The organism is Microbacterium phoenicis (assembly GCF_047302325.1).
Lineage (GTDB): Bacteria > Actinomycetota > Actinomycetes > Actinomycetales > Microbacteriaceae > Microbacterium.
Genome location: NZ_CP154849.1, coordinates 201,044 through 222,110 on the forward strand (window position 1 = coordinate 201,044; position 21,067 = coordinate 222,110).

At 71.1% G+C, this 21,067-nt stretch carries 22 protein-coding genes; 10 read left to right on the forward strand and 12 right to left on the reverse strand.

The window, feature by feature from the left end; all coding sequences use genetic code 11:
- The first annotated feature begins 2 nt into the window (after window positions 1–2).
- Window positions 3–1,358: a D-alanyl-D-alanine carboxypeptidase family protein gene (locus ABCU91_RS00975; RefSeq protein WP_413354419.1), complete on the forward strand. Its 1,356-nt coding sequence runs from the start codon at window positions 3–5 to the stop codon at window positions 1,356–1,358.
- A gap of 9 nt (window positions 1,359–1,367) precedes the next feature.
- Here ABCU91_RS00975 and ABCU91_RS00980 read toward each other — a convergent pair whose 3' ends face one another.
- The 8 genes from ABCU91_RS00980 to ABCU91_RS01015 form a co-directional block, all read right to left on the reverse strand.
- Window positions 1,368–2,300, reverse strand: a complete 933-nt coding sequence (locus tag ABCU91_RS00980) for a J domain-containing protein (protein WP_413354420.1) — start codon at window positions 2,298–2,300, stop codon at window positions 1,368–1,370.
- A 1-nt stretch (window position 2,301) separates the two neighbouring features.
- The gene (locus tag ABCU91_RS00985) at window positions 2,302–3,363 is read right to left on the reverse strand and encodes an enoyl-CoA hydratase/isomerase family protein (RefSeq protein WP_413354421.1); all 1,062 of its coding nucleotides are present in this window, start codon (window positions 3,361–3,363) and stop codon (window positions 2,302–2,304) included.
- A 51-nt stretch (window positions 3,364–3,414) separates the two neighbouring features.
- Window positions 3,415–3,891, reverse strand: a complete 477-nt coding sequence (locus tag ABCU91_RS00990) for a hypothetical protein (protein WP_413354422.1) — start codon at window positions 3,889–3,891, stop codon at window positions 3,415–3,417.
- Between the two features lie 72 nt (window positions 3,892–3,963).
- Window positions 3,964–4,791: a uroporphyrinogen-III synthase gene (locus tag ABCU91_RS00995; protein WP_413354423.1), complete on the reverse strand. Its 828-nt coding sequence runs from the start codon at window positions 4,789–4,791 to the stop codon at window positions 3,964–3,966.
- A 169-nt stretch (window positions 4,792–4,960) separates the two neighbouring features.
- Entirely contained in the window at window positions 4,961–5,227 is a 267-nt protein-coding gene (locus ABCU91_RS01000; RefSeq protein WP_091357039.1) for a hypothetical protein, read from the reverse strand.
- Window positions 5,217–5,627 (reverse strand): phage holin family protein, encoded by a 411-nt coding sequence (locus ABCU91_RS01005; RefSeq protein WP_091357041.1) that lies wholly within the window; start codon window positions 5,625–5,627, stop codon window positions 5,217–5,219. Before ABCU91_RS01005 ends, ABCU91_RS01000 begins: the two co-directional genes overlap by 11 nt.
- Window positions 5,624–6,049 carry a hypothetical protein gene (locus tag ABCU91_RS01010; protein WP_406923351.1) on the reverse strand — a complete coding sequence of 142 codons (426 nt, stop codon included), beginning with the start codon at window positions 6,047–6,049 and terminating at the stop codon, window positions 5,624–5,626. The genes ABCU91_RS01005 and ABCU91_RS01010 overlap by 4 nt, the downstream gene beginning before the upstream one ends.
- Window positions 6,050–6,137: 88 nt before the next feature.
- Entirely contained in the window at window positions 6,138–7,559 is a 1,422-nt protein-coding gene (locus ABCU91_RS01015; protein ID WP_413354424.1) for a protoporphyrinogen/coproporphyrinogen oxidase, read from the reverse strand.
- Between the two features lie 51 nt (window positions 7,560–7,610).
- Here ABCU91_RS01015 and ABCU91_RS01020 point away from each other — a divergent pair, with 51 nt between their 5' ends.
- Together ABCU91_RS01020 and ABCU91_RS01025 are read left to right on the forward strand one after the other, a co-directional pair.
- Complete coding sequence (locus ABCU91_RS01020) at window positions 7,611–8,186, forward strand: HhH-GPD-type base excision DNA repair protein (protein ID WP_413354425.1); 576 nt, start codon at window positions 7,611–7,613, stop codon at window positions 8,184–8,186.
- A gap of 4 nt (window positions 8,187–8,190) precedes the next feature.
- Window positions 8,191–8,616, forward strand: a complete 426-nt coding sequence (locus ABCU91_RS01025) for a DUF1801 domain-containing protein (protein ID WP_413354426.1) — start codon at window positions 8,191–8,193, stop codon at window positions 8,614–8,616.
- A gap of 16 nt (window positions 8,617–8,632) precedes the next feature.
- Here the strand turns inward: ABCU91_RS01025 and ABCU91_RS01030 are convergent, their stop codons facing one another.
- Together ABCU91_RS01030 and ABCU91_RS01035 are read right to left on the reverse strand one after the other, a co-directional pair.
- Window positions 8,633–10,021, reverse strand: coding sequence for a glycine--tRNA ligase (locus tag ABCU91_RS01030; RefSeq protein WP_413355355.1), 1,389 nt, complete (start codon window positions 10,019–10,021; stop codon window positions 8,633–8,635).
- A 116-nt stretch (window positions 10,022–10,137) separates the two neighbouring features.
- The gene (locus ABCU91_RS01035; RefSeq protein WP_413354427.1) at window positions 10,138–10,509 is read right to left on the reverse strand and encodes a DUF4870 domain-containing protein; all 372 of its coding nucleotides are present in this window, start codon (window positions 10,507–10,509) and stop codon (window positions 10,138–10,140) included.
- A gap of 77 nt (window positions 10,510–10,586) precedes the next feature.
- Here ABCU91_RS01035 and ABCU91_RS01040 point away from each other — a divergent pair, with 77 nt between their 5' ends.
- The 5 genes from ABCU91_RS01040 to ABCU91_RS01060 all read left to right on the forward strand — a co-directional run bounded on the left by ABCU91_RS01040 (window position 10,587) and on the right by ABCU91_RS01060 (window position 17,062).
- A complete protein-coding gene (locus tag ABCU91_RS01040; protein ID WP_413354428.1) occupies window positions 10,587–12,668 on the forward strand; it encodes an acyltransferase family protein in 2,082 nt (693 codons plus the stop codon).
- Window positions 12,669–12,761: 93 nt separating this feature from the next.
- Entirely contained in the window at window positions 12,762–14,213 is a 1,452-nt protein-coding gene (locus ABCU91_RS01045; RefSeq protein WP_413354429.1) for an SPFH domain-containing protein, read from the forward strand.
- The gene (locus tag ABCU91_RS01050) at window positions 14,210–14,701 is read left to right on the forward strand and encodes a hypothetical protein (protein ID WP_413354430.1); all 492 of its coding nucleotides are present in this window, start codon (window positions 14,210–14,212) and stop codon (window positions 14,699–14,701) included. The genes ABCU91_RS01045 and ABCU91_RS01050 overlap by 4 nt, the downstream gene beginning before the upstream one ends.
- An 82-nt stretch (window positions 14,702–14,783) precedes the next feature.
- Complete coding sequence (locus ABCU91_RS01055; protein ID WP_413354431.1) at window positions 14,784–15,584, forward strand: SDR family oxidoreductase; 801 nt, start codon at window positions 14,784–14,786, stop codon at window positions 15,582–15,584.
- A 77-nt stretch (window positions 15,585–15,661) separates the two neighbouring features.
- Complete coding sequence (locus ABCU91_RS01060) at window positions 15,662–17,062, forward strand: MFS transporter (protein ID WP_406923342.1); 1,401 nt, start codon at window positions 15,662–15,664, stop codon at window positions 17,060–17,062.
- Between the two features lie 26 nt (window positions 17,063–17,088).
- Here the strand turns inward: ABCU91_RS01060 and ABCU91_RS01065 are convergent, their stop codons facing one another.
- Entirely contained in the window at window positions 17,089–18,300 is a 1,212-nt protein-coding gene (locus tag ABCU91_RS01065) for an MFS transporter (protein ID WP_413354432.1), read from the reverse strand.
- A 106-nt stretch (window positions 18,301–18,406) separates the two neighbouring features.
- Between ABCU91_RS01065 and ABCU91_RS01070 the strand changes: the two genes are divergently transcribed.
- Window positions 18,407–18,676: a hypothetical protein gene (locus tag ABCU91_RS01070; protein WP_065571035.1), complete on the forward strand. Its 270-nt coding sequence runs from the start codon at window positions 18,407–18,409 to the stop codon at window positions 18,674–18,676.
- Window positions 18,677–18,682: 6 nt separating this feature from the next.
- Here the strand turns inward: ABCU91_RS01070 and menC are convergent, their stop codons facing one another.
- The gene (menC, locus tag ABCU91_RS01075; protein ID WP_413354433.1) at window positions 18,683–19,816 is read right to left on the reverse strand and encodes an o-succinylbenzoate synthase; all 1,134 of its coding nucleotides are present in this window, start codon (window positions 19,814–19,816) and stop codon (window positions 18,683–18,685) included.
- 65 nt (window positions 19,817–19,881) lie between these two features.
- Between menC and ABCU91_RS01080 the strand changes: the two genes are divergently transcribed.
- Window positions 19,882–21,063: a cobalamin-independent methionine synthase II family protein gene (locus ABCU91_RS01080; protein WP_413354434.1), complete on the forward strand. Its 1,182-nt coding sequence runs from the start codon at window positions 19,882–19,884 to the stop codon at window positions 21,061–21,063.
- Window positions 21,064–21,067 lie beyond the last annotated feature (4 nt).

The following is a 21,067-nucleotide window of genomic DNA, read 5'->3' on the forward strand; positions in this document are numbered from 1 at the left end:
CGGTGACCGTGGACGACGCCGCTACCCGCACGCTCTCCACGGGAGGCCGGGTGGCCCTCGGCTGGGTGGACGCCGACGGTCGATCCGCTGTCGCGACGTCCCGATCGACCGCGGCATACGACCTGTTGCCGCCGTTGCGACGGCGCCGCCGCATCCGCGCCCGCATCATCGGCATCCCCGTCCTCGTCGTGTTCGTGCTGGCCGGGGCGTACTCCGGCGCGATGCTGCTGTGGCCGCTGTCCGCCGTCGACGTGACGGCGAAGGCGGGCGAAGCCCCCCGGTTGTCGGGCGCCGCGAGCTCGGTCGCATGGCCGGCGGAGGGAGAAGCCGCCGTCGGCGTCGATGGGTTCCGATCGGCGACCTCGTCGGACGATCGCGTGCAGATGGCGAGCACCGCCAAGCTCGTCACCGCGCTCGTGGTCCTCGACCGGAAGCCGCTGACCATCGGCGAGCAGGGGCCGGCCTACGACTTCACCTTCGCGGACCGGCAGGAGTACTGGCGCTACGTCTCCCAGAACCAGTCGGCCCTGAACGTGCCCGACGACGGCTCCCTCTCGGAGTACCAGATGCTCCAGGGCATGCTCATGGCGTCGGCCAGCAACTACGCGAACCGCCTCGCGACCGACGCGTTCGGTTCCGTCGACGACTACGCGTCGGCGGCGAACTCGTGGCTCGGAGAGAACGGGCTGGACGGCATCACGGTGACGGATGCCTCCGGCTACGGCCGCGACAACGTCGCCACCCCGTCGGCCATGGTGGCGCTCGCGGAGAAGGCGATGGAGAACCCCGTCATCGCGGAGATCGTCGGTACAAAGACCGCGGAACTGCCCGGCGCCGGATCGTTCGAGAACACGAACGCGCTCCTCGGCATCGACGGAGTCGTCGGGCTGAAGACCGGGAGTTTCGCCGGGTACAACAACCTCATCGCCGCGAAGCGGGTCGATGCGGACGGCGCCCCGCTGACGGTCTTCGCCGCCGTCACCGGCCAGCCCACCAGCAGCGCGCGCCTCGAGGAGACGGAGCGTCTGCTGGACGCGGTCGCCGCCGAAGCCGGGACGCCGTCGACGCTCTCCGCGGGGACGGTGGTCGGCGAGGTCACGACCGCCTGGGGTGCGACGAGCCGGCTCCTCACCGAGAAGGATGCGTCGCTCCTGCTGTGGAACGGCGCGACGGCCGAGAGCACCACCTCGTTCGACGTCGACGCGGACGCGACCGCCGGGTCGGACGCGGGCACGCTCACGGTGACGGGACCCACCAGCGAGATCGAGGTCCCCGTCATGATCGAGAAGGCCCTGCCCGGCCCGGACGCCTGGTGGCGCCTGACCCATCCGGTCGAGTTGACCGGGATCGGCGGCTGACGATCGCGGTCAGGCGAACCGGACGGTCTGCTGCAGCCGGGTCCGGACATCGAACAGCTCGTTGCCGCCGATCTCACGCGCCCCGCTGACCCCGCGACGCAGCACCGTCGCCAGCGCACTGCGGGCGACGACGGCGACGGGGAGTCCCTTCACCTTGCCGAGCTCCTCGATCGCCATCGCGACGTCGTCGTCCGGCAGGACGACGAGGGCCGCACTGAACTTCACCTTGGCACCTCTCCCGAGTCCGCGCGCGGCGAGCACGAGCTGCGCGACCGGTGACCCGACGACGGCGTCACCCTCGAGTTCGCCGCGGCGCGTGCGGACGGGAGCCCCGAAATCCTCCGAGAGCACGGCGTAGAGTCCGCTCGGTCCGAGCACGATGTGATCGAGCTTGACGTCCGGGTCGCGCGGATCGGCGGCCACGTCGTGCCACACCGTGTAGCCCATGCCGAGTTCGGCGACGATGCGGGCCGTCGCCTCCTCGGCGAGCGCGTCCGCGAGCAGGCGGCGCACCTCGTGCGGAGCGCTCCGCACGAGCGCCGGATCGTACGGGTCGGGCAGGTCGACACCGCGACCCGCCCATTCACGGATCAGGTCGAGGTAACGCTCTCGACGCCACCCCCCGGGCTGGCCGAACGACCGGGCGCGCGGCCTGGTGTCGGCCTGGCGGGCGTGCGGGCGCCACTGAGGGGCGTCGGCATCGGGGGCGTGCGAGACGGTCTCGGTGAATCCGTGACCGCGGTCGTACACCGCACGCGCTGCGGCCGTCCCGACGAGCTCCCATGCACGCTGCACCCGGACGAACTCGGCGGCGTCTCCGCCGGTATCTGGGTGAGTCTGTCGCAGGCGCAGGCGGTACGCCTTGCGGAGGTCGTCGTCACTGGCGTCGGTGGACACCCCGAGGACGTCGTACGCCGAGGCGGAAAGGGGACTGTCGAACACGTCAGCTCCAGAGCGGGGCGGTCGGGGTGAACGACAGCGCCCGCTCGGCGGTGTCGGCGGGGACGTCTGCGAGGGTCGCGGGCTGCCAGCGCGGCGAGCGGTCCTTGTCGACGAGCTGCGCGCGGATACCCTCCACGAGATCGGGCTGTGTGCGCCCGAACCACTCGACGAGAGCGTACTCCTGCGCGAGCGCCGCTCGGAGATCCGGGAGTCCGCGCGCCGACCGCACGGCGGCGAGGGTCACCGTGAGCGCCGTCGGCGCCTGGGTCTCGAGCAGGTCGGCGGTGGCCCCGGCATCCGGTTCGGAACGCTCCCGCAGGCGGGCGATGATCTCGGGCACGGACGCTGCGGCGAAGGCGTCGTCGATCCACTCCCGCGCGGCGGCGAGGCGCGCCGGCTCGGGGGTTTCGTCGAACAGCATCGCGATCTCGGTCGGGGTGTCGGGGTCGGCACGGGTCACGAGCGCGTGGCGGACGTCGTCCAGCCGGTCGGCGGGGACGAGGTGGTCGGCGAACCCCGCGTAGATCGCGTCGGCGGCATCCATCGTCCCGCCCGTCAGCGCGAGGAACTCGCCGATCCGCCCCGGCGCGTGTGCGAGCAGCCACGACCCGCCGACGTCGGGGGTGAAGCCGATGCGCGTCTCGGGCATGGCCAGGCGAGAGCGCTCGGTCACGATCCGGACCGAGGCGTGACCGGCCAGCCCGATGCCGCCGCCCATCGTGACGCCGTCGGCGAAGACGACGATCTGCTTCGGGTACTCGGCGATGCGGGCGTTGAGCGCGTACTCGTCGCGGAAGAAGCCCATCGCCGCCTCGGCATCCCCCGCGAGGATCTGCTCCCGGAGGGTGCGGACGTCGCCGCCGGCGCAGAACCCGCGTTCGCCCGCGCCGTCGAGGAGCACGAGACGGATGTCAGGGTGGTGCTCCCAGCGGTCGAGCGCCTCCGCGGTCCCGCGGATCATGCCGTGGTCGACGGCGTTGATCGCCTCGGGTCGATCGAGCGTGACGCGTCCCACGCTTCCCTCCGCGCGGACGAGCAGACGGGATGCCGGGCGTTCACTCACCCGGGCAACGTTACCGGGCGACTCCCCAGGACCGGCCGAGAGCGGAGCCGGTCAGGCCTGGGCGGGTCGCGGTGCGCGACGACGGGGCGTCCGCCCTGACGGGGCCGCCGCGGCATCCCCGTCCTGCACCGGGATCTCGGTCGTCACGAGCTGGACGACGTCCACGGGCTCGTCCTCGCCCTCGAGCCGCAGCGCCTGGACGAGCGCCAGCCCGTGGCGCGTCGTGAGCACGAGCCGCTGGAACTCCGGATCGCCTTCGAGATCGATCACGACCGAGGGACGACGTCGCCGCACGAGCACGAAGTCGTCGCCTCCGGCGGAGCGCCAGACCCCCATCGCGACCGTCCGCGGGACGACCGTGCCGGGGTTCGGGACGCCGCGCAGCCACGACCACGGGTCGTCGACCAGCTGCACCTTCGTGATGTGCGCCCGCTCGACTCTGACGGCATCCTTCCGGAATGCCAGCACGCGCTCCGTGGCGGAGAGCGCGACCTCCAGTCGCGACGAATCGAGCAGCAGCGTCACCATGGAATCAGTCTGCCAAACGGCTCCGGTGAGACGGATGCCGGGGCCACAACGATCCGGTCTCGACCACGGGACTCAGCCCTGGATGCGGGGGAACGAGCCGGTCGGAGGCGCGAGCTCGTCGATCGCGTGGGGAAGAGGGAAGTGGCCGACGGCGGAGATGAGCCCTGCGACCGTCTGCTCCTTCGCGGTGACGCTCACGCCGAGCCCAGCGCGACGCGCATCCTTGGCGGTGCGGGGTCCGATCGCCGCGATGACGGTCGACTCCGGGATCTCGGGGAACTGCTCGTGCACCTGCTCGGCGACCGATCCGCTCGTGACGAGGATGGCGTTGATGCGTCCCGACCTCACATCGGTCGCCACCTTCTCGGTCACGGGGACGCCCACCGTCCGGTATGCGACGACACTGCGCACGTCGTGCCCCGCCTCCTCGAGCAGGCGGGTCAGGACCGGCTTCGCAAGCTCGCTGCGCAGGGTCAGGACGCGGGTCGGGGTCTCCTCGAGCGCGATGAGCTGGGCGGCCATTCCGGCCGCGGAGTTGTCGTCTTCGGGCACCAGATCGACCCGGTACCCCACCGCGCCCAGAGCCGCTGCGGTCGTCTCACCGACGGCGGCGACCCGGGTCGAAGGCGGGATCACGGCGCGATAGGCATGCAGGACGTCGACCGTGGTCGAGCTCGTCAGAGTCACCCAATCGAAGGCACCGGCGGCGAGGTCGCGGAGTGCGGACTCGAGGTCGGTCGGATCCTCGGACGGGGCGAAGTTGATGAGCGGCGCGATGACGGGCGTCGCCCCCTGGGCACGCAGCGCAGCGGCGACGCTGTCGCCCCACGGACCTCCGCGCGGAACCAGCACACGCCAGCCCTTGAGGGGCTTCGGTGCTGTCGCAGCGGATGTGTTCATGGTTCGACTCTCGTGTAGGCGGCGGCCGCCCCTGCGCGAGACGGCCGACGCTCAGCAGAATGCGCGCGATCGCGCACGTTCGGGACCGTGTCGTCGGCAGCAATCGCGCCATCGCCGCTGCCTGAACCGAGCATACCCCCGGCGTCGGCACCGGCGACGCCGTGGGACGTCAGCGGGTGTAGAGGCGGACGGCACCCCAGACGAGGAGGCCCACGGCCACGGCGGCGCCCACGGCCGCGATCGCTGCACCCGTCGGGTTGCGGTCCGCGAACTCGCGAGCCGACACCTTGGCGCGGCGGGTGGCGTGCGCCGCCCGCTTGGGGACGTTCGCCTTCTCTTCGATGGCGACCAGAGCAGCCTTCAGCTCGGCGCGGGCGCGCTCGACGGGGTCGGTGATCCCGAGCGGGACGGCGGTGCGGGGGAGATCAGAACTCATCGGCCACTTCCTTCACGATTCGGGCGTCGGTCGACAGGGCCTTCGCGGGGTTCTCACGGTTCTTCATGCGCCGGACCCTCAGGAATCCGAGGAGCGCGGCGATGACGACGAGCAGCAGTCCGAGCACGACGAGGATGAGGGATGCCAGCCACGGCGCCATCCACGACGAGAGCCCGATGATGGTGAACGCGCCGATGGCCGGCAGCGTCCAGAAGAGGAAGAAGAGCGCGAGGACGAACCACAGCGCGACGACGCCGGCATCCTTACCCGTGCGGGTCGCCCAGGCTTTCGCCGCGTTGATCTCGGCGACGATCAGGTTCTTGACGAGCTCGGGCAGCTCACCGACGAGGCCGAGGAGGCTCTCGTCGCGCCGATCCCGGAATCCGCGGGGCGTGCTCATGACGCGGACGAGGACTTCTTGCGGGAGCCGCCGGTCGAGCCGGAGCTGCGGGTCGACGACGAACCGCCCGTCGCCTTCTTCGCGGAGCTCGACACGGCGTCGGCGGTGGTCTCGGCGGCATCCTTCACGTCGTCGGCCGCATCCTTGGATGCGTCGAGCGCCGCGTCGAGCTTCTCGCCGGGCGTGCCCGATGTCGTCGCGGCCCGGGTGACCTTGACGGCGCCGCTCCACAGGACGCTCGGCAGCGCGAAGGCGGCGGACTTGCCGAACTCCGTGACCTTGTCGACCTGCTTCTGGACGGCAGGCGTGTTGTAGACGCGCAGGTACGCGTCCTTGATCTGCTCGTAGCGCTGACGGCCCGCGCGGGCCCCGAGGACGTAGCCGGCGGTGAGTCCGACGACGATTCCGATCTTGCCCTTCATGGCTATTCCTCACGTTCGAAGCGATGTGGTGCCGAGCACCCAGCGTATCGGCGCATTCCGTTCGCGGCATCCACCCTTGACAGGGGGCTCAGGTCGAGGCACCCTCGCCGTCGGCATGCCACAGCAGCCCCGACCGGATGCGTTCTGCTTCGGTCTTCGCGTCGGCCGCGACCCTCGCGAGACCGGTCCCGTCGATCCAGGCGCCGACGACACCCAGACGCTCGTTCGTCCGGGCGGCGCGGCGGGTATCGTCGCGCGCCGGCGACAGTGCCGAGGAAGGCAGGGCGCGGGGCCACCGGGCCCGATGCGCGGCGCGAACGGTGAGAGCGTCGATGCCGAGGAGCTCGCGTGCCGCCGACGTGGCCGCGGCGATCGCGGCGACATCCGGCTCGCCGCTCTCGGGGAGCGTCACCCGCACGACGTGGGGGTCGCCGGCCGCGTGCGGCCAGGTCGCGGTCGCGTGCACGACCGCGAGGGCTGCGGCCCCGCCCGGCACGGCGTAGACCGCATGACCTCGAGGCCGGGTGTCGAGGGAACGGTCGTCGAGCACGAGGGTCACGACGTCGACGTCGTCGGGAGAGAGGGGCGCGCCGTCGAGGCCGCCCACGTGGGGTGCGAGCAGGCGCCGCGCGGGACGCTCCGGGGTCGCGACGATCACGGCATCGACGTCGAGGTCACCGCTCTCGTCGCCTGCGCTCCAGGTCACCGACCACCCGGATCCCGCGGGAGCGAGCGATCCGACCTCGGTACCGACGCGGACCTCGACCTCGAGATCCGCCAGTCGCTGCACGAGCGCATCGACGAACACCGACATGCCGCCGTCGATGGTCGCGCGGGAGGGGCGGGAGGCGGCATCCGCGTCGGGGAGCTGCTGCGCGACGGCTCCCGACAGGGACCCCGTCCGGGTGAGTGCCGAGTTGAGGCCGCGGGCGGCGCGGTCGACGTCGACCTGCTCGGGCGGTACTCCGTGGACGCCGTACGTCAACGGCGCGACCATCCGCTCGAGGACCCGGGACCCCATGCGCGTGCGGACGAGGGCGCCGAGGTTGCGCTCGGCTCCGATCGTCAGCGGCGGTCGCAGACGGTCGACGTACGCGCGCCACGATCCGCGCGCGCCGATGATCCGGGTCACGCGGGCGTCGAATGGGTTGGCCGGGATGCCGAGGATCGACGCTGCCGGCAGCGGTGCGACGCCGTACGGACCGGCGACCCAGGTGTCGGCATCCCGCGCGGGGACGACGGAGTCTTGCAGCCCCAGCTCGTCGATGAGCTCGGCGAGGGCTCCCGGGGCGACGCGGAAGCCATCGGCGGCGACATCCGTCGCCCGACCGTCGAGGTCCGCGGATGCGACGATCCCGCCGAGCCGGTCGGAGGACTCGAACAGCGTCACGGAGATGCCGACCTTGGCGCACTGCAGCGCCGCGACGAGACCGGCGATGCCGCCGCCGACGACGGCGACGCGCGCACGGTGCGCCTGCGAGATCAAGTCGGTGGCAGCGTCGGAACTCATGCCGTCCATCCTCCCCCACGGCCACGGGGCGGACGGTGGGAACATGGAGTCATGGCCCTTCACATCACCGGAGACGAGGCCGCCGACGCGCTCCTCACCGACGAACCGCTCGCCCTGCTGATCGGGATGCTGCTCGATCAGCAGATCGCGATGGAGACCGCTTTCGCCGGTCCGCTGAAGATCCGCGAGCGGACGGGCGGTCTGGATGCCGCGCAGATCGCGGCCGCCGACCCCGAGGAGTTCGCCGCCTCGTTCAGCCAGACCCCCGCCGTCCACCGCTTCCCCGGCTCCATGGCCGGACGCGTGCAGGCGCTCTGCCAGACCCTGGTCAACGACTGGGGCGGGGATGCTGCCGCCCTGTGGACCCAGGGCGAGCCCGACGGCCGCACGGTCCTGAAGCGCCTGAAGGCGCTGCCGGGGTTCGGCGACCAGAAGGCGCGCATCTTCCTCGCCCTCCTCGGCAAGCAGTACGGGTACACGGGCGAGGGCTGGCGGGAGGCCGCCGGAGCCTACGGTGACGAGGGGTCGTTCCGCTCGGTCGCCGACATCGTCTCGCCCGAATCGCTCACGAAGGTGCGCGAGCACAAGCGGGCTGCGAAGGCGGCGGCGAAGGCCGAGAAGGGCTGAGCCCGTGGAACGCACCGGTCGCGACGTCGACGAGTTCCTCGCGCAGGTCGCGCCGAGCCGGCGCCGGACGGATGCCGAGGCCCTGGTCGCGCTGATGCGCGAGGTCTCGGGGCGCGCGCCCGAGATGTGGTCGGGATCGATCGTCGGTTTCGGCGCCTGCCGGTACCGCTACGCGAGCGGGACCGAGGGTGAGATGCCGCTGCTCGGCTTCTCACCGCGACGCGCCGCCACGACGATCTACCTGGACCGCGCCGACGCCCACGCCGACTCCCTCGCGCGACTCGGACCCCACACGACCGGCGCGAGTTGCCTGTACGTGACGGACCTCGATGCCGTCGACCGCGACGTGCTGCGCGGCATCCTCTCGGACTCTCAGCGACGCCTCGTCGAGGACGAACTCCCCGGCGCGACGATCACCGTCCTGGAATGACCCGACGGAGCGCCGGTCAGGCGCCGCGCAGACGCGGGGCGAGGTACGCGTGCAGCTCGGGCAGCGCCACGCGCTCCTGCGCCATCGAGTCGCGGTCGCGGATCGTGACGGCGTCGTCGTCGAGCGAGTCGAAGTCGACCGTGACGCAGAACGGCGTTCCGATCTCGTCTTGACGGCGGTAGCGGCGACCGATCGCACCGGCGTCGTCGAAGTCGACATTCCAGCCGTTCGCGCGCAGGTCGTCGGCCACCTTGCGCGCCAGCGGCGACAGGCGCTCGTTCCGGCTCAGCGGCAGCACGGCGACCTTGACGGGTGCGAGGCGCGGGTCGAGGCCGAGGACCGTGCGGGTGTCGGTGCCGCCCTTCGCGTTCGGCACCTCCTCCTCGCGGTAGGCGTCGACGAGGAAGGCCATCATGGCGCGCGTCAGACCGAAGGACGGCTCGATGACGTACGGGACGTAGGTCTCACCGGATGCCTGGTCGAAGTACGCGAGCTTCTGCCCGGACGCCTCGATGTGGCTCGACAGGTCGAAGTCGGTGCGGTTGGCGACACCCATGAGCTCGCCCCACTCCTTGCCCGTGAAGCCGAACCGGTACTCGACGTCGATGGTGCCGGCCGAGTAGTGGGCGCGGTCCTCCTTCGGCACGTCGAACTGCCGCATGTTCTCGGGGTCGATGCCGAGGTCGATGAACCAGTTCCAGCACGCCTCGACCCAGTGGTCGAACCACTCGCCCGCCTCGGCGGGGGGCGTGAAGAACTCGATCTCCATCTGCTCGAACTCGCGCGTGCGGAAGATGAAGTTGCCGGGCGTGATCTCGTTGCGGAACGCCTTGCCGACCTGGCCGATGCCGAACGGCGGCTTCTTGCGCGATGCGGTGAGGACGTTCGAGAAGTTCACGAAGATGCCCTGCGCGGTCTCGGGACGCAGGAAGTGCAGACCGCTCTCGTCGTCGACGACGCCGAGGTAGGTCTTCACGAGGCCCGAGAACGACTTGGGCTCGGTGTACTGGCCCTTCGTGCCGCAGTTCGGGCAGGGGATGTCGCCGAGACCGTTCTCGGCGGTGCGACCCTTGCGGGCCTCGAAGTCCTCGATGAGCGTGTCCTCGCGGAAGCGCTTGTGGCACTGCAGGCACTCGACGAGCGGGTCGCTGAAGGTGGCGACGTGGCCCGAGGCCTCCCATACGCGCTTGGGCAGGATCACCGAGGAGTCGAGGCCGACCATGTCGCCGCGTCCGCGGACGAATGTCTGCCACCACTGACGACGGATGTTCTCCTTGAGCTCGGTGCCGAGGGGGCCGTAGTCCCACGCCGACCGCGACCCGCCGTAGATCTCGCCCGCCTGGAAGACGAACCCGCGGTGACGGGCGAGGGCGATGACTTTGTCGAGACGGGACTGCTCGGCCACGGTGGCTCCAATGGTCGTTGTGAAGAGGGTGCGCGACAGCGCGGATGCCGCAGCGCGCGGCATCCGTCAGTCTATCGGGGCGCCCCGGCCGATCCGGCGTGGCCGGACGGCGACGATCAGGAGACGAAGCGGATGCTGAGGGGCGGCGTGTACCACTGCCCCTGGTTCGCTTTCACGGCGGCGACGACCTCGATCACGAGGGCGTAGACGCCGACCGCGGCCAGGAGGATGAACCCGATGAAGACGAACATCAGCGGGATGCAGATCAGCGAGGCGATGATCATCGTCAGCTGGAAATTCAGCGCCGCTGCACTGTGCGCGCGGACGAACGGCCCGCGCTCGCGGAAGACCAGGTAGATGATCAGGGCACCCCACGGGGAGAAGACGATTCCGCCGAGGTGCGCGAGAGTCGCCCAGAGCTTCTCGTCTTGCGGGCTGAGAGGAGGGGTGACGGCGTAGGGCGGCTGAGGAGGCGGGGGCATCGTCATGGCGCCAGCGTAGAGGTCCGCCGGTGACTCACGCGCGGCTGAAATGCGTGCATCTGCACCGCCCCTACAATCGTCGGGTGTCCGTGACCGCCGCGCCTCGAATCGGGACGACGCCGACGGCTCCCGCCGCCGACCTGAGACACGACGTCCAGGCTCTGCGCGCGATCGCCGTCCTCGCCGTCCTCCTGTACCACCTCTGGCCCGCACGCCTCACCGGCGGATTCATCGGCGTCGATGTCTTCTTCGTGATCAGCGGGTTCCTGATCACGTCGCACCTCGTCCGCGAGGTCGACCGGACCGGGCGGATCCGGCTCGCGGCGTTCTGGGCACGGCGCGCGAAGCGACTGCTGCCGGCATCCCTCCTCGTGCTCGCCGCCACCGCGGTCGGCATCATCGCCGTCGTCCCCCGCGCACAGTGGCAGCAGTTCCTCAGCGAAGTGGGTGCCGCGACTCTGTACGTCGAGAACTGGTTCCTCGCGGCGTCAGCCGTGGACTACCATGCCGCGACCGACAGCGCCTCTCCGGTGCGGCACTTCTGGACGCTGTCGGCCGAGGAGCAGTTCTACATCCTCCTGCCGCTCCTGCTGCTCGCGACGCTGTGGGTGGTCCGCGGCGACGCGGACCGGCGTCGCCGCTCGATCATCGTGGTGATCGCCGCAGCTACCGCGATCTCGTTCGTCTACTCGCTGTGGCTGACGTCCACCAGCCCGAGCGTCTCGTACTTCTCGACGTTCGCGCGCGCGTGGGAGTTCGGAGCAGGTGCGCTCCTCGCGTTCGCGCCGGCCGCGGGCTCCGCCGCGATCCGCCGGGCGGGACCGTGGGTGGGCATCGCCATCATCGCGCTCGGGATCGTCGGCCTCTCGGGCGACATCCCCTTCCCGGGCGTCGCGGCACTCCTACCGGTCGTCGGCACCGGCCTCGTGCTGTGGACGGCCGCCGGCTCGGGTCTCGCTCGCGTCGGGGCGTTCCGTCCGGTCGCCTTCCTGGGCGCCACTTCCTACGCCATCTATCTCTGGCACTGGCCGCTCATCGTCCTCGTCCCGTACGTCACCGAACGACCGCTGGGCACGATCGACCAGGTCGCCATCCTGTGCGGCACCATCCTCATCGCCTGGATCTCCACCCGGTTCATCGAAGAACCCGTCCGCTTCTCACCCCGCCTGCTCGGCGGCGGACGACGGCCACGGACGGTCGCCGTCTGGAGCGCCGTCGCGATGGCCGCCGTCCTGGCGATCGTCGGCGCCGGCCTGGTCGCGCTGCAGTCGCAGTCCGTCGACGACGTCGCGGCCCTCCGCGCGGTCCGGGCCGATCCTCCGCGCTGCTTCGGCGCCGCCTCCCAGGACACGGCGAATCCCTGCGAGAACCCGATCCTGAACACGATGGTGATGCCCGACCCGGCGATCGCGAAGCGCGACGACGAGAACAGGGACGACTGCTGGGGAACCCAGGAGGACGGGACCCCCAACATCTGCACCCTCGTCGACCCTCCCCAGCCGACGCGCACGGTGTTCGCCGTCGGCGACTCCCACAACAACACCCTCATCGGCGCCTACCGCGCGATGGCGGAGTCCCGAGGATGGCGCATGCAGGTCGCCGGATTGGGCGGCTGCTACCTGACCGACGCCCGGCAGGGGGCGCCGTCGGAGGAGTCCCGGGAACGGTGCGAATCGTGGCGGTCGGGCATCGTCGCGGCGATGCAGGCGGACCCGCCGGATGCCGTCATCGTCACCAACTCCGCCGGCGACCGCCGGGTCGAACCGCCCGCCGGTCAGACGCTCGAGGAAGCGACGGTGGCGGGCCTCGTCAGCGCGTGGAAGCGTCTCCCCGACGTCCCCATCATCGCGATCCGTGACAACCCGGTCCCGGCCGCCGACGCTCTGACCTGCGTCAGCCAGAGCGAACCGGGAGACGCCGCAGGCGAGTGCTCGATCCGTCGCAGCGAGGCGTTCCGCTACTTCGACGGTCAGCCGGACGCCGTCGCCGCGACGACACGAGCTCGCCTCGTCGACCTGAGCGACCTGTACTGCAACGAGGACAGGTGCTCGCCTGTCATCGGCGGCGTTCTCGTCTACCGCGACAAGAGCCACGTCACCGCGACCTGGGCTGAGTCCTTCACGCCGATCCTCGAGAAGCGCGTGGTCGAACAGCTCGGCTGGTGACCGACCTCGTCACGCGGCTGGAGTAACCGATACGTTCGTAGCGGGCATGTTCACCGTGCCGCACAGAGACATCGAGACTCGGGGGAATCACATATGGACGCACTCGTCACCGGCGGGGCATTCGTCATCGGCGCGATCGCCGTCGTCGCCGTCATCGTCTTCATCATCATCTTCATGGTCGTGCTGCGAGCCTGGTACAAGGTCGCCAAGGCCGACCAGGCGCTCGTCATCGTCGGACGCAACCAGAAGAACGCGTCGGGCGACTCGTCGCGCATCTCGGTCATCACCGGCGGCGGCGCGCTCGTCAACCCGCTGACGCAGCGCGCCGAGATGATCTCGCTGCGCGCGCGGCAGATCAAGATGGAGCCGACGGCACAGGCATCCAACGGCGTCACCGTCAACGTCAGCGGCGTCGCACTCGTGAAGATCGGCTCCGACCCCGAGTTCGTCCGCCGCGCCGCCGAGCGCTTCCTGTCGCAGGACGGCGCGATCGAGCAGTTCACGACCGAGCAGCTCGAGGGTGCGCTCCGCGGTGTCGTGGCCACGCTGACCGTCGAGCAGCTCATGAAGGACCGGCAGAAGCTGTCGGACCAGATCGCCGAGGGCATCAAGAGCGACCTGCTGGCGCAGGGCCTCATCCTCGACTCGTTCCAGATCCAGGGCGTCACCGACAAGAACGGCTACATCGACGCCCTCGGCGCGACCGAGGTCGAGCGCGTGCGCCGCGAGGCCGAGGTCGCCCGGATCAACGCGGCCCGCGAGGTCAAGGCCCGCCAGATCGCGACCGACGAGGCCAACCTCATCGAGCAGACCGCCTACGACCGCAACACGGCCCAGGCCTCGGCCGAGGTCGGTCGTGCCCGCGCCGAGGCCGAGCAGGCCGAGGCGCTCGCCCGCGCCGAGCGCGAGCAGGCCGTCCTTCTGCAGCAGGCCGAGAACCGTCAGGCGCAGCTGGACGCGGACGTCAAGAAGGTCGCCGACGCCTCGCTCTACGAGCGTCAGCGCTCCGCCGACGCCGACGCGTACACGCAGGTCAAGGCCGCTGAGGCCCGCGCGCAGATCGCCGCCCAGGAGGCCGAGGCCACGCGCCTCCGCGCCCAGGCCGACGCCGACGCCGTCCGACTCGAGGGTGAGGCCCGCGCCGAGGCGATCAAGGCCGAGGCCGCGGCCATCGCGCAGAACCAAGAAGCGCTGCTCGCCCAGCGCGCCATCGAGGCGCTCGTGCCGCTGATGACCGAGTTCGCCCGCGGCTTCGACAAGGTCGGCTCGATCACGGTGCTCGGCGGCGAGGGGGCATCGAGCCACATCGCCGGCGAGAGCGCCTCGAGCATGCGCGCCACGTTCGACGCCGTTCAGGCGGCCACCGGCATCGACCTCCGCGGGATCATCCAGGGCCAGGCGACCGGCCGCGGGATCGCCCAAGGTCTGCAGAACGAGCAGGATGCCGCGTCACAGGCCGCGCCGCTGCGCCGTCGGACGGCGGAGCCTGCATCCGCCGCTGAGACGGCCGCTCCCGCCGACGCACCGTCGCCGGACGCCGTGTGAGCACGCCGGAGGGAGGCCGGTCGCTCGTCGTCGACGAGCAGCTGGCCTCCCGCCTGGCGCGCGGATTCCTCCGCTGGCAGCTGACGCGCCCCTCGTGGATCGTGCTGATGGTCCTCACTGCACTGATCGTCGTGCTCAGCATCCTCCTCACCCTGACCGGCAGCGACGGCGCGGCGTGGATCGGAATCGTCATGGTGATCCTGCTCAGCGCCGTCGTGATCGTGTCGTGGATGGCGGTCCGCTCCTCCATCCACCGCGCGTACCCCGTCGGCTCCGCCCCGACGGCCGCGCTGACCGCCGATTCCCTGGTCGCCACGTCCGCGCTCGGGACGAGTGAGATCCGCTTCAGCGCGTTCCGCCGGGTGGATGCCGCCGGCGACGCCCTCCTGCTGAAGGTCGGGTCCGCTCTGGGACCCGTGGCCGTGATGCCTCGCGCCCTGCTGTCCGAGGAGGACGTCGCGCATCTGCGCGCCGTCTGCTCGCGCTGACGCCCCCCACTCCCGATACGTCCGCGGCCGCGGGGCTGTCAACCCGGTGCCGGGCCGGCTGCCCGGTTCGTAGCGTCGAGCCATGACCTTCTCTCCTCGCCGCGCCATCGTGACCGCCTCCGACTCCGGGATCGGACGGGCCACCGCCCTCGCCCTGGCCGACGCGGGAATGGACGTCGGCGTCACGTGGCACTCCGACGAGGAGGGCGCCAACGGCACGGCGGAAGAGGTGCGTCGCCGCGGACGGAAGGCCATCGTCGCGCAGTTCGACGCGACCGACCTCGAGTCCGTGCCCGGCGTGATCCGCCATCTCGCTGACGAACTCGGCGGCCTCGACGTCTTCGTCAACAACGCGGGCGGCGGCACCGGCGGTCCGTTCCTCGACATGGACATCGACGGCTGGCGTTCGGTCGTCGGCCTGAACCTCGACGGCGCCTTCGTCGGTATGCACACGGCGGCGACCCTCATGGCCGACTCCGGCGAGGAGGGGCGTATCATCGCCGTCACGAGCGTGCACGGCTCGCAGCCCCGCGTCGGCTCGGCCGCGTACGTCGCGTCCAAGCACGGTCTCGAAGGGCTCGTGAAGACGATGGCTCAGGAGCTCGGCGCGAAGGGCATCACGGTCAACTCCGTCGCACCGGGCGAGATCGCGACGCCCATCAACGACATGGATGCCGAGGACGCGGAGAACACGCATCGCCCCGGCATCCCGATCCCCCGCCCCGGCAAGCCGGAGGAGATCGCCGACGTCGTCGCCTTCCTCGCCTCGCCCGCGTCGTCTTACGTGACCGGGGCGACGTGGGTGGTCGACGGCGGCATGCTCCAGATGGGCCCGCAGGCGGGCTCGCACCTGGAGTCGGACGCCTGGCGCTCCGCCGGCTGATCCGCGGCCCGTCTCCGGCACCCCGCCGGGGATAACCTGGAGGGATGGCTCCGGACGACAGACGCAGACTCACCCGGATGCCACGACAGGGCGCGATCGTCGCGGTCCTGGCGATTGCGGGTCTCGCGTCGTCGTTCATGTTCACGCTCGTCGTGCCGATCCAGTCGAAGCTCCCCGAACTGCTGAACGCCAGCCGTGAGGACACCGCCTGGGTCGTGACGGCGACGCTCCTCGCGGCCGCGGTGTCCACGCCCATCGCGGGTCGCCTCGGCGACATGTACGGCAAGCGCCGCATCGTCCTGGTCCTGCTCGGGCTCCTCATCGTGGGGTCGGTCATCGCCGCCCTCTCGCCCTCGATCGGCGGCATCATCGTCGGACGTGCACTGCAGGGTGCCGTGACCGGCGTGGTCCCGCTCGGCATCTCGATCATGCGCGACGTGCTGCACGAGGACCGGGTGGATGCCGCGATCGCCCTGATGTCCGCGACGCTCGGCGTCGGCGGCGCCGTCGGCATGCCCGTCAGCGCGATCATCACCGAGACGAGCGACTGGCACGTCCTCTTCTGGATGGCCGCGGGGCTCGGCGTCGTCGTCTTCGTCCTCGTCGCCACCGTCGTCCCCGCGAGCGTCCTGCGGACGGCCGGACGATTCGACTTCGCGGGCGCCGTGGGCCTCGCCATCGGCCTCACCGGCGTCCTGCTCGCGGTCTCGCGCGGCAACGAGTGGGGCTGGGCTTCGCCCGCCACCCTCGCCCTCGGCCTCGGCGGGCTCGCCGTCTTGCTCGTGTGGGGCTGGTTCGAGCTCCGCATCCGCGAACCGCTCCTCGACCTGCGGGTCGCGGCCCGGCCGGCCGTCTTGCTCACGAACCTCGCCTCGGTGGCGATGGGCTTCTCCCTCTTCGCCTCGAACGTGTCGTATCCGCAGATGCTGGAACTGCCGGCATCCGTCGGCGGTTTCGGTCTCACCCTCGTCCAGGCGAGCTTCATCGTCATGCCCGCAGGGCTCGTGATGATGGTGCTGTCGCCGTTCTCGGGTCGCCTCGCACGGACGATCGGCCCGCGGGTCCTGTTGATCATGGGCGCGAGCGCGCTCATCCTGGCATACGGCTACTCGCTGCTGTGGGCGTCGGAGGTCTGGCACCTGCTGGTCGCGAACCTGCTCATCGGCGTCGGTATCGGCTTCGGGTACGCCGGCATGCCGATGCTCATCATGCGATCGGTGCCGCAGCACGAGACCGGAGCGTCGAACGGGCTGAACGCCCTGTTCCGTTCACTCGGCACGTCGATCGCGGCCGCCGTCGTCGGCGCGGTGCTCGCTGCGCTCTCGGTCGACAGGGGCGGGGTGGCGGTTCCCACCCCGGCCGCGTTCCAGCTCTCGTTCGCCCTCGGACTCGGCGCCGCTGCGATCGCCCTGGGCGTCGCCCTGTTCATCCCGCAGCGCCGCGACCCGCACGAGGCGCGGCCCTCGATGCCCCGCTGACGCAGCCCGCTCCCCCTGGCATGCGCTTACGCGTCGGGGCGCCGGAAGCCGCGGACGACGGCCGCGACCACGAGCAGAAGCGAGACGAGGACGGCGCCGCCCGAGAGCGCCGTGGCAGCGGTCGGCTGAGCGGCTCCCCCCACGAGATCGCCGAGCCAGGGGCCGACCGCGATGCCGACGTTGAAGGTCACGACGGTGCCCGCGCTCGCGAGGGTGCGGGTGCGATCGGTCGCGATGCGCATGAGCAGCGAGGACTGCAGGGGGAAGAACGCGCCGATCGCGAATCCCCACCCGGCGAGGGCGACGTACACGAGCGGGGTGTCGGCCGCGAGGGTCAGGATGCCGAAGGCCGCCACCAGCCCCGCGAGGATGATCACCAGCGAGGCCCGCGGCCAGTGGTCGGCGAGCGGCCCTGCGACGGCGACGCCGGCGAGACCCGCGGCACCGTAGGCGAAGAGCAGGAGCGGCACCTGCGCCTCGGGAACCCCGGCCGACACCTCGAGCAGAGGCCGCACGTAGGTGAAGGTCGCGAACTGCCCGAGCGCGAACACGAGCGAGGCCGCGGCGAACAGCAGGATGGGGACGAGTGAGGCATCCGCACCCCGGGGTCGATCCGCTCGGAGAAGTGCGGGTTCGGGCACTCGACGCGGGAGCCGGATGAGGATGATCACCGCGAGGACGAGCGCGACGGCCGCCAGCGCACCGAAGGCCCAGCGCCACGACAGGAGCTGCGCGATGAGCGTGCCCGCCGGGAGTCCCGCGAGGGTGGCGACGGTGCCTCCGGCCGTGACCAGGGCGAGGCCGCGACCCAGGTGCGACGGTGCCAGCAGCGAAGTCGCGTAGACGATGACGATGGCCCAGAACAGCCCGTGCGCCACGCCCGCGACGATGCGGGTGGCCACCGCGGCCTCATAGGTCGGTGCCAGCGCGGTCGCCGCGTTCGCGACGGCGAAGACGGCGAGCGCGCCGCCGGCCACGAGGCGCCGGTCGAACCGCGCGGTGAGACGCGCGAGGGGGACGCTCGTGACGATCACGGTCAGAGCCCAGACCGAGATGAGGAGCCCCACGCCCAGCGGGTCGGTCTGCAGACCCTCGACCATTTCGGGGAGGAGTCCCGCGGGCAGGGATTCCGCCGTCACCGTGACGAAGACCGCGAAACTCAGCAGCAGGAGCGCGCCGACAGGGAACCGGGGTGCGTTCGCCGCGGTGGTCGGGACAGGCGCGGTCGACGTGGTCATCCTTCGAGCGTAGGGCGCAGCATCACCGGCCGGCGCGGCCATATCACGCCGCGCGATTCGGGACAGCCCCATCGCGGCGCCCGACGCCGCCCGTCAGGATGGAGTCATGTCCTACGCCACCGAACGCCGTTCCAACCCGACCGCCTGGGCTGCCTTCTGGGTCGGTCTCGCAGGCCTCATCCTCATGCCGATCCCGCTGTTCATCGGGTTCTTCGTCGGCGGTGGCCTGTCGATCGTCGCGGCGATCCTGGCCGTCATCGCCCTTTTCAAGGGACTCGCCCGCAGCGGCAAGGGCATTGGCCCGGTCGTCTTCGCCGCGATCTTCGTGCTGCTCACATGGGGTGGCATCTCGATCGGAGGCGGCATCCTCTGGTGACGCGCCTCACCGGCGCAGCGTCTCGCGCGCGACGGTGAACGCCTCGACCGCGTCGAGGTCGACCTCGACGCCGAGCCCCGTCCCCGTCGGCACGCGCACGTGCCCGTCCTCGAGGACCACGGGTTCCGTCACGATGTCACGGTCGTAGAACCGACCGGATGCCGAGACGTCGCCCGGCAGCGTGAACGCGGGGTGCGCGGCGAGCGCGGCGTTCGCGGCGCGGCCGATCCCGGTCTCGAGCATGCCGCCGCACCAGACCGGGATCCCGGCCGACGCGCAGAGGTCGGCGATGCGGAGCCCCTCGAGGTACCCGCCGACCCGTCCCGCCTTGATGTTGATGACCGTCGTCGCGCCGAGCGCGAGCGCATCGCGCGCCGCCTTGACCGAGGTGATCGACTCGTCGAGGCAGACGGGCGTCTTCAGTTGCTGGGCGAGCGCGGCGTGGTCGACGAGGTCGTCCTCCTGCAGCGGCTGCTCGATGAGCAGCAGGCCGAACCGGTCGAGCTGCGCGAGAGTGTCGGCGTCGGCGAGCGTGTAGGCGGAGTTCGCGTCCACCTGCAACGGGATGTCGGGGAAGGCTGTGCGGACGGCATCCGTCTCGGCGATGTCGCGACCCGGCTTGATCTTGATCTTGATCCGCACGTACCCCTCGTCGAGGTAGCCGCGGACGGTCTCGACGAGGGCTGCGGGATCGGATTGGATGCCGACGCTCACTCCCGACGGGATCGTCGCCACCGTCGCGCCGAGGTACGACGCGAACGAACGCCCCTCCCCGCGCAGGGCGGCGTCGAGCAGGGCGAGCTCGAGTCCCGCCTTCGCCATCCGGTGGCCGACGAACGGGTCGAGGACATCGGCGACGTCCTCGGGCGCGAGCGTCCCGCGCTGCAGGAGCGCAGGACCGAGCCAGCGCGTCGTGACGTCCCACGCGCCCTGCGTGTACTCGCTCGAGTACACCGGCGCACTCTGGGTGACGACCTCCCCCCACCCCTCGCCCGCGTCGGTCCTCGCACGCACGACGATGACCTCGCGATCGGTCATCGTGCCGAACGACGTCGTGAACGGGGCGACGAGCGGGATCCGGAGCACCCGCAGCTCGATCTCCTCGAGGCGGACGGATGCGGCGTGCTGGGCGAGCGGCATGGGGTCAGGTTACGGGCCGTTGCTGTCCGGGTGCATCGACGGCCACGTCTTCCTAGACTCGGTCGATGCCCCTCGCGACGACAACCTCCGGAAGCCTTCCCCGCTCGACCGCGCTGATCGAGGCGAATGCCGCGCGCGCGTTCGCCGACGACGGCTTCACCCTCCTCCCCAGCGCCGAGGCGGAGGAGCTGACGGCTCGCGCCGTCGCCGATGTCGTCGAGCGCCAGCGCGCCGCGGGCATCACGCTCGTCGGCGACGGCGAGTTCGGCAAAGCGATGACGAACCCGGTCGACTACGGCGCGTGGTGGGGATACTCCTTCCAGCGCGTGGCCGGACTGTCGCTGACCGAGGTCAACGCGTTCACCGAGCCGCCCGTCCTCTCCACCCCGGGGAACATCCGCCTCACGAGCTTCCTCGGTCGCCGCGACCGTCAGCGGTTCCCCGCGGTGTACGCCGAGGCCGTCGAGACGGGTCGCATCGCCTCAGCCTTCCCGACCACGACGGGTCCGATCTCGTACCGCGGCCACGACGCGGTGGCCGCCGACATCCGCAACCTCACCGCGGCGCTCCGCGACGGTGAGCAGGGCTTCCTCACGGCCATCGCCCCCGGGTCGGCCGCGCGCGTGCACAACGACTACTACGCGACCGAGCAGGAGCACATCGACGCGTGGGCCGACGCCCTCCGCGAGGAGTACCGGGCGATCACCGATGCGGGCCTCATCCTGCAGCTCGACGACCCGTCGCTGGCCGAGAACTTCGACCAGATCGACCCGGAGCCCTCGATCGCCGACTACCAGGCGTTCACCCGGATCCGGATCGAGGCGATCAACCGGGCGATCGAGGGCCTGCCGAAGGAGCAGGTGCGCCTGCACCTGTGTTGGGGCTCATGGCACGGACCGCACACGACCGACGTCGAGCTGAAGGACATCCTCGACGTCGTCCTCGAGGCGAACGTCGGGTCGATCTCGTTCGAGGCCGGCAACGTCCGCCACGAGCACGAGTTCGCCGTCTGGGCCGATGCAACGATCCCCGACGACCTCGTCCTCGTCCCGGGCGTCGTCAGCCACGCGACCAACGTCGTCGAGCACCCCGACCTCGTCGCGCAGCGCATCCGCCGCTACACCGACATCGTCGGCGCCGAGCGCGTCATCGCGTCGACCGACTGCGGCCTGGGCGGCCGCATCCACCCCGACATCGCATGGGCGAAGCTCGAGTCGCTCGGCGAAGGGGCCCGCCGGGCGGGCTGAACCG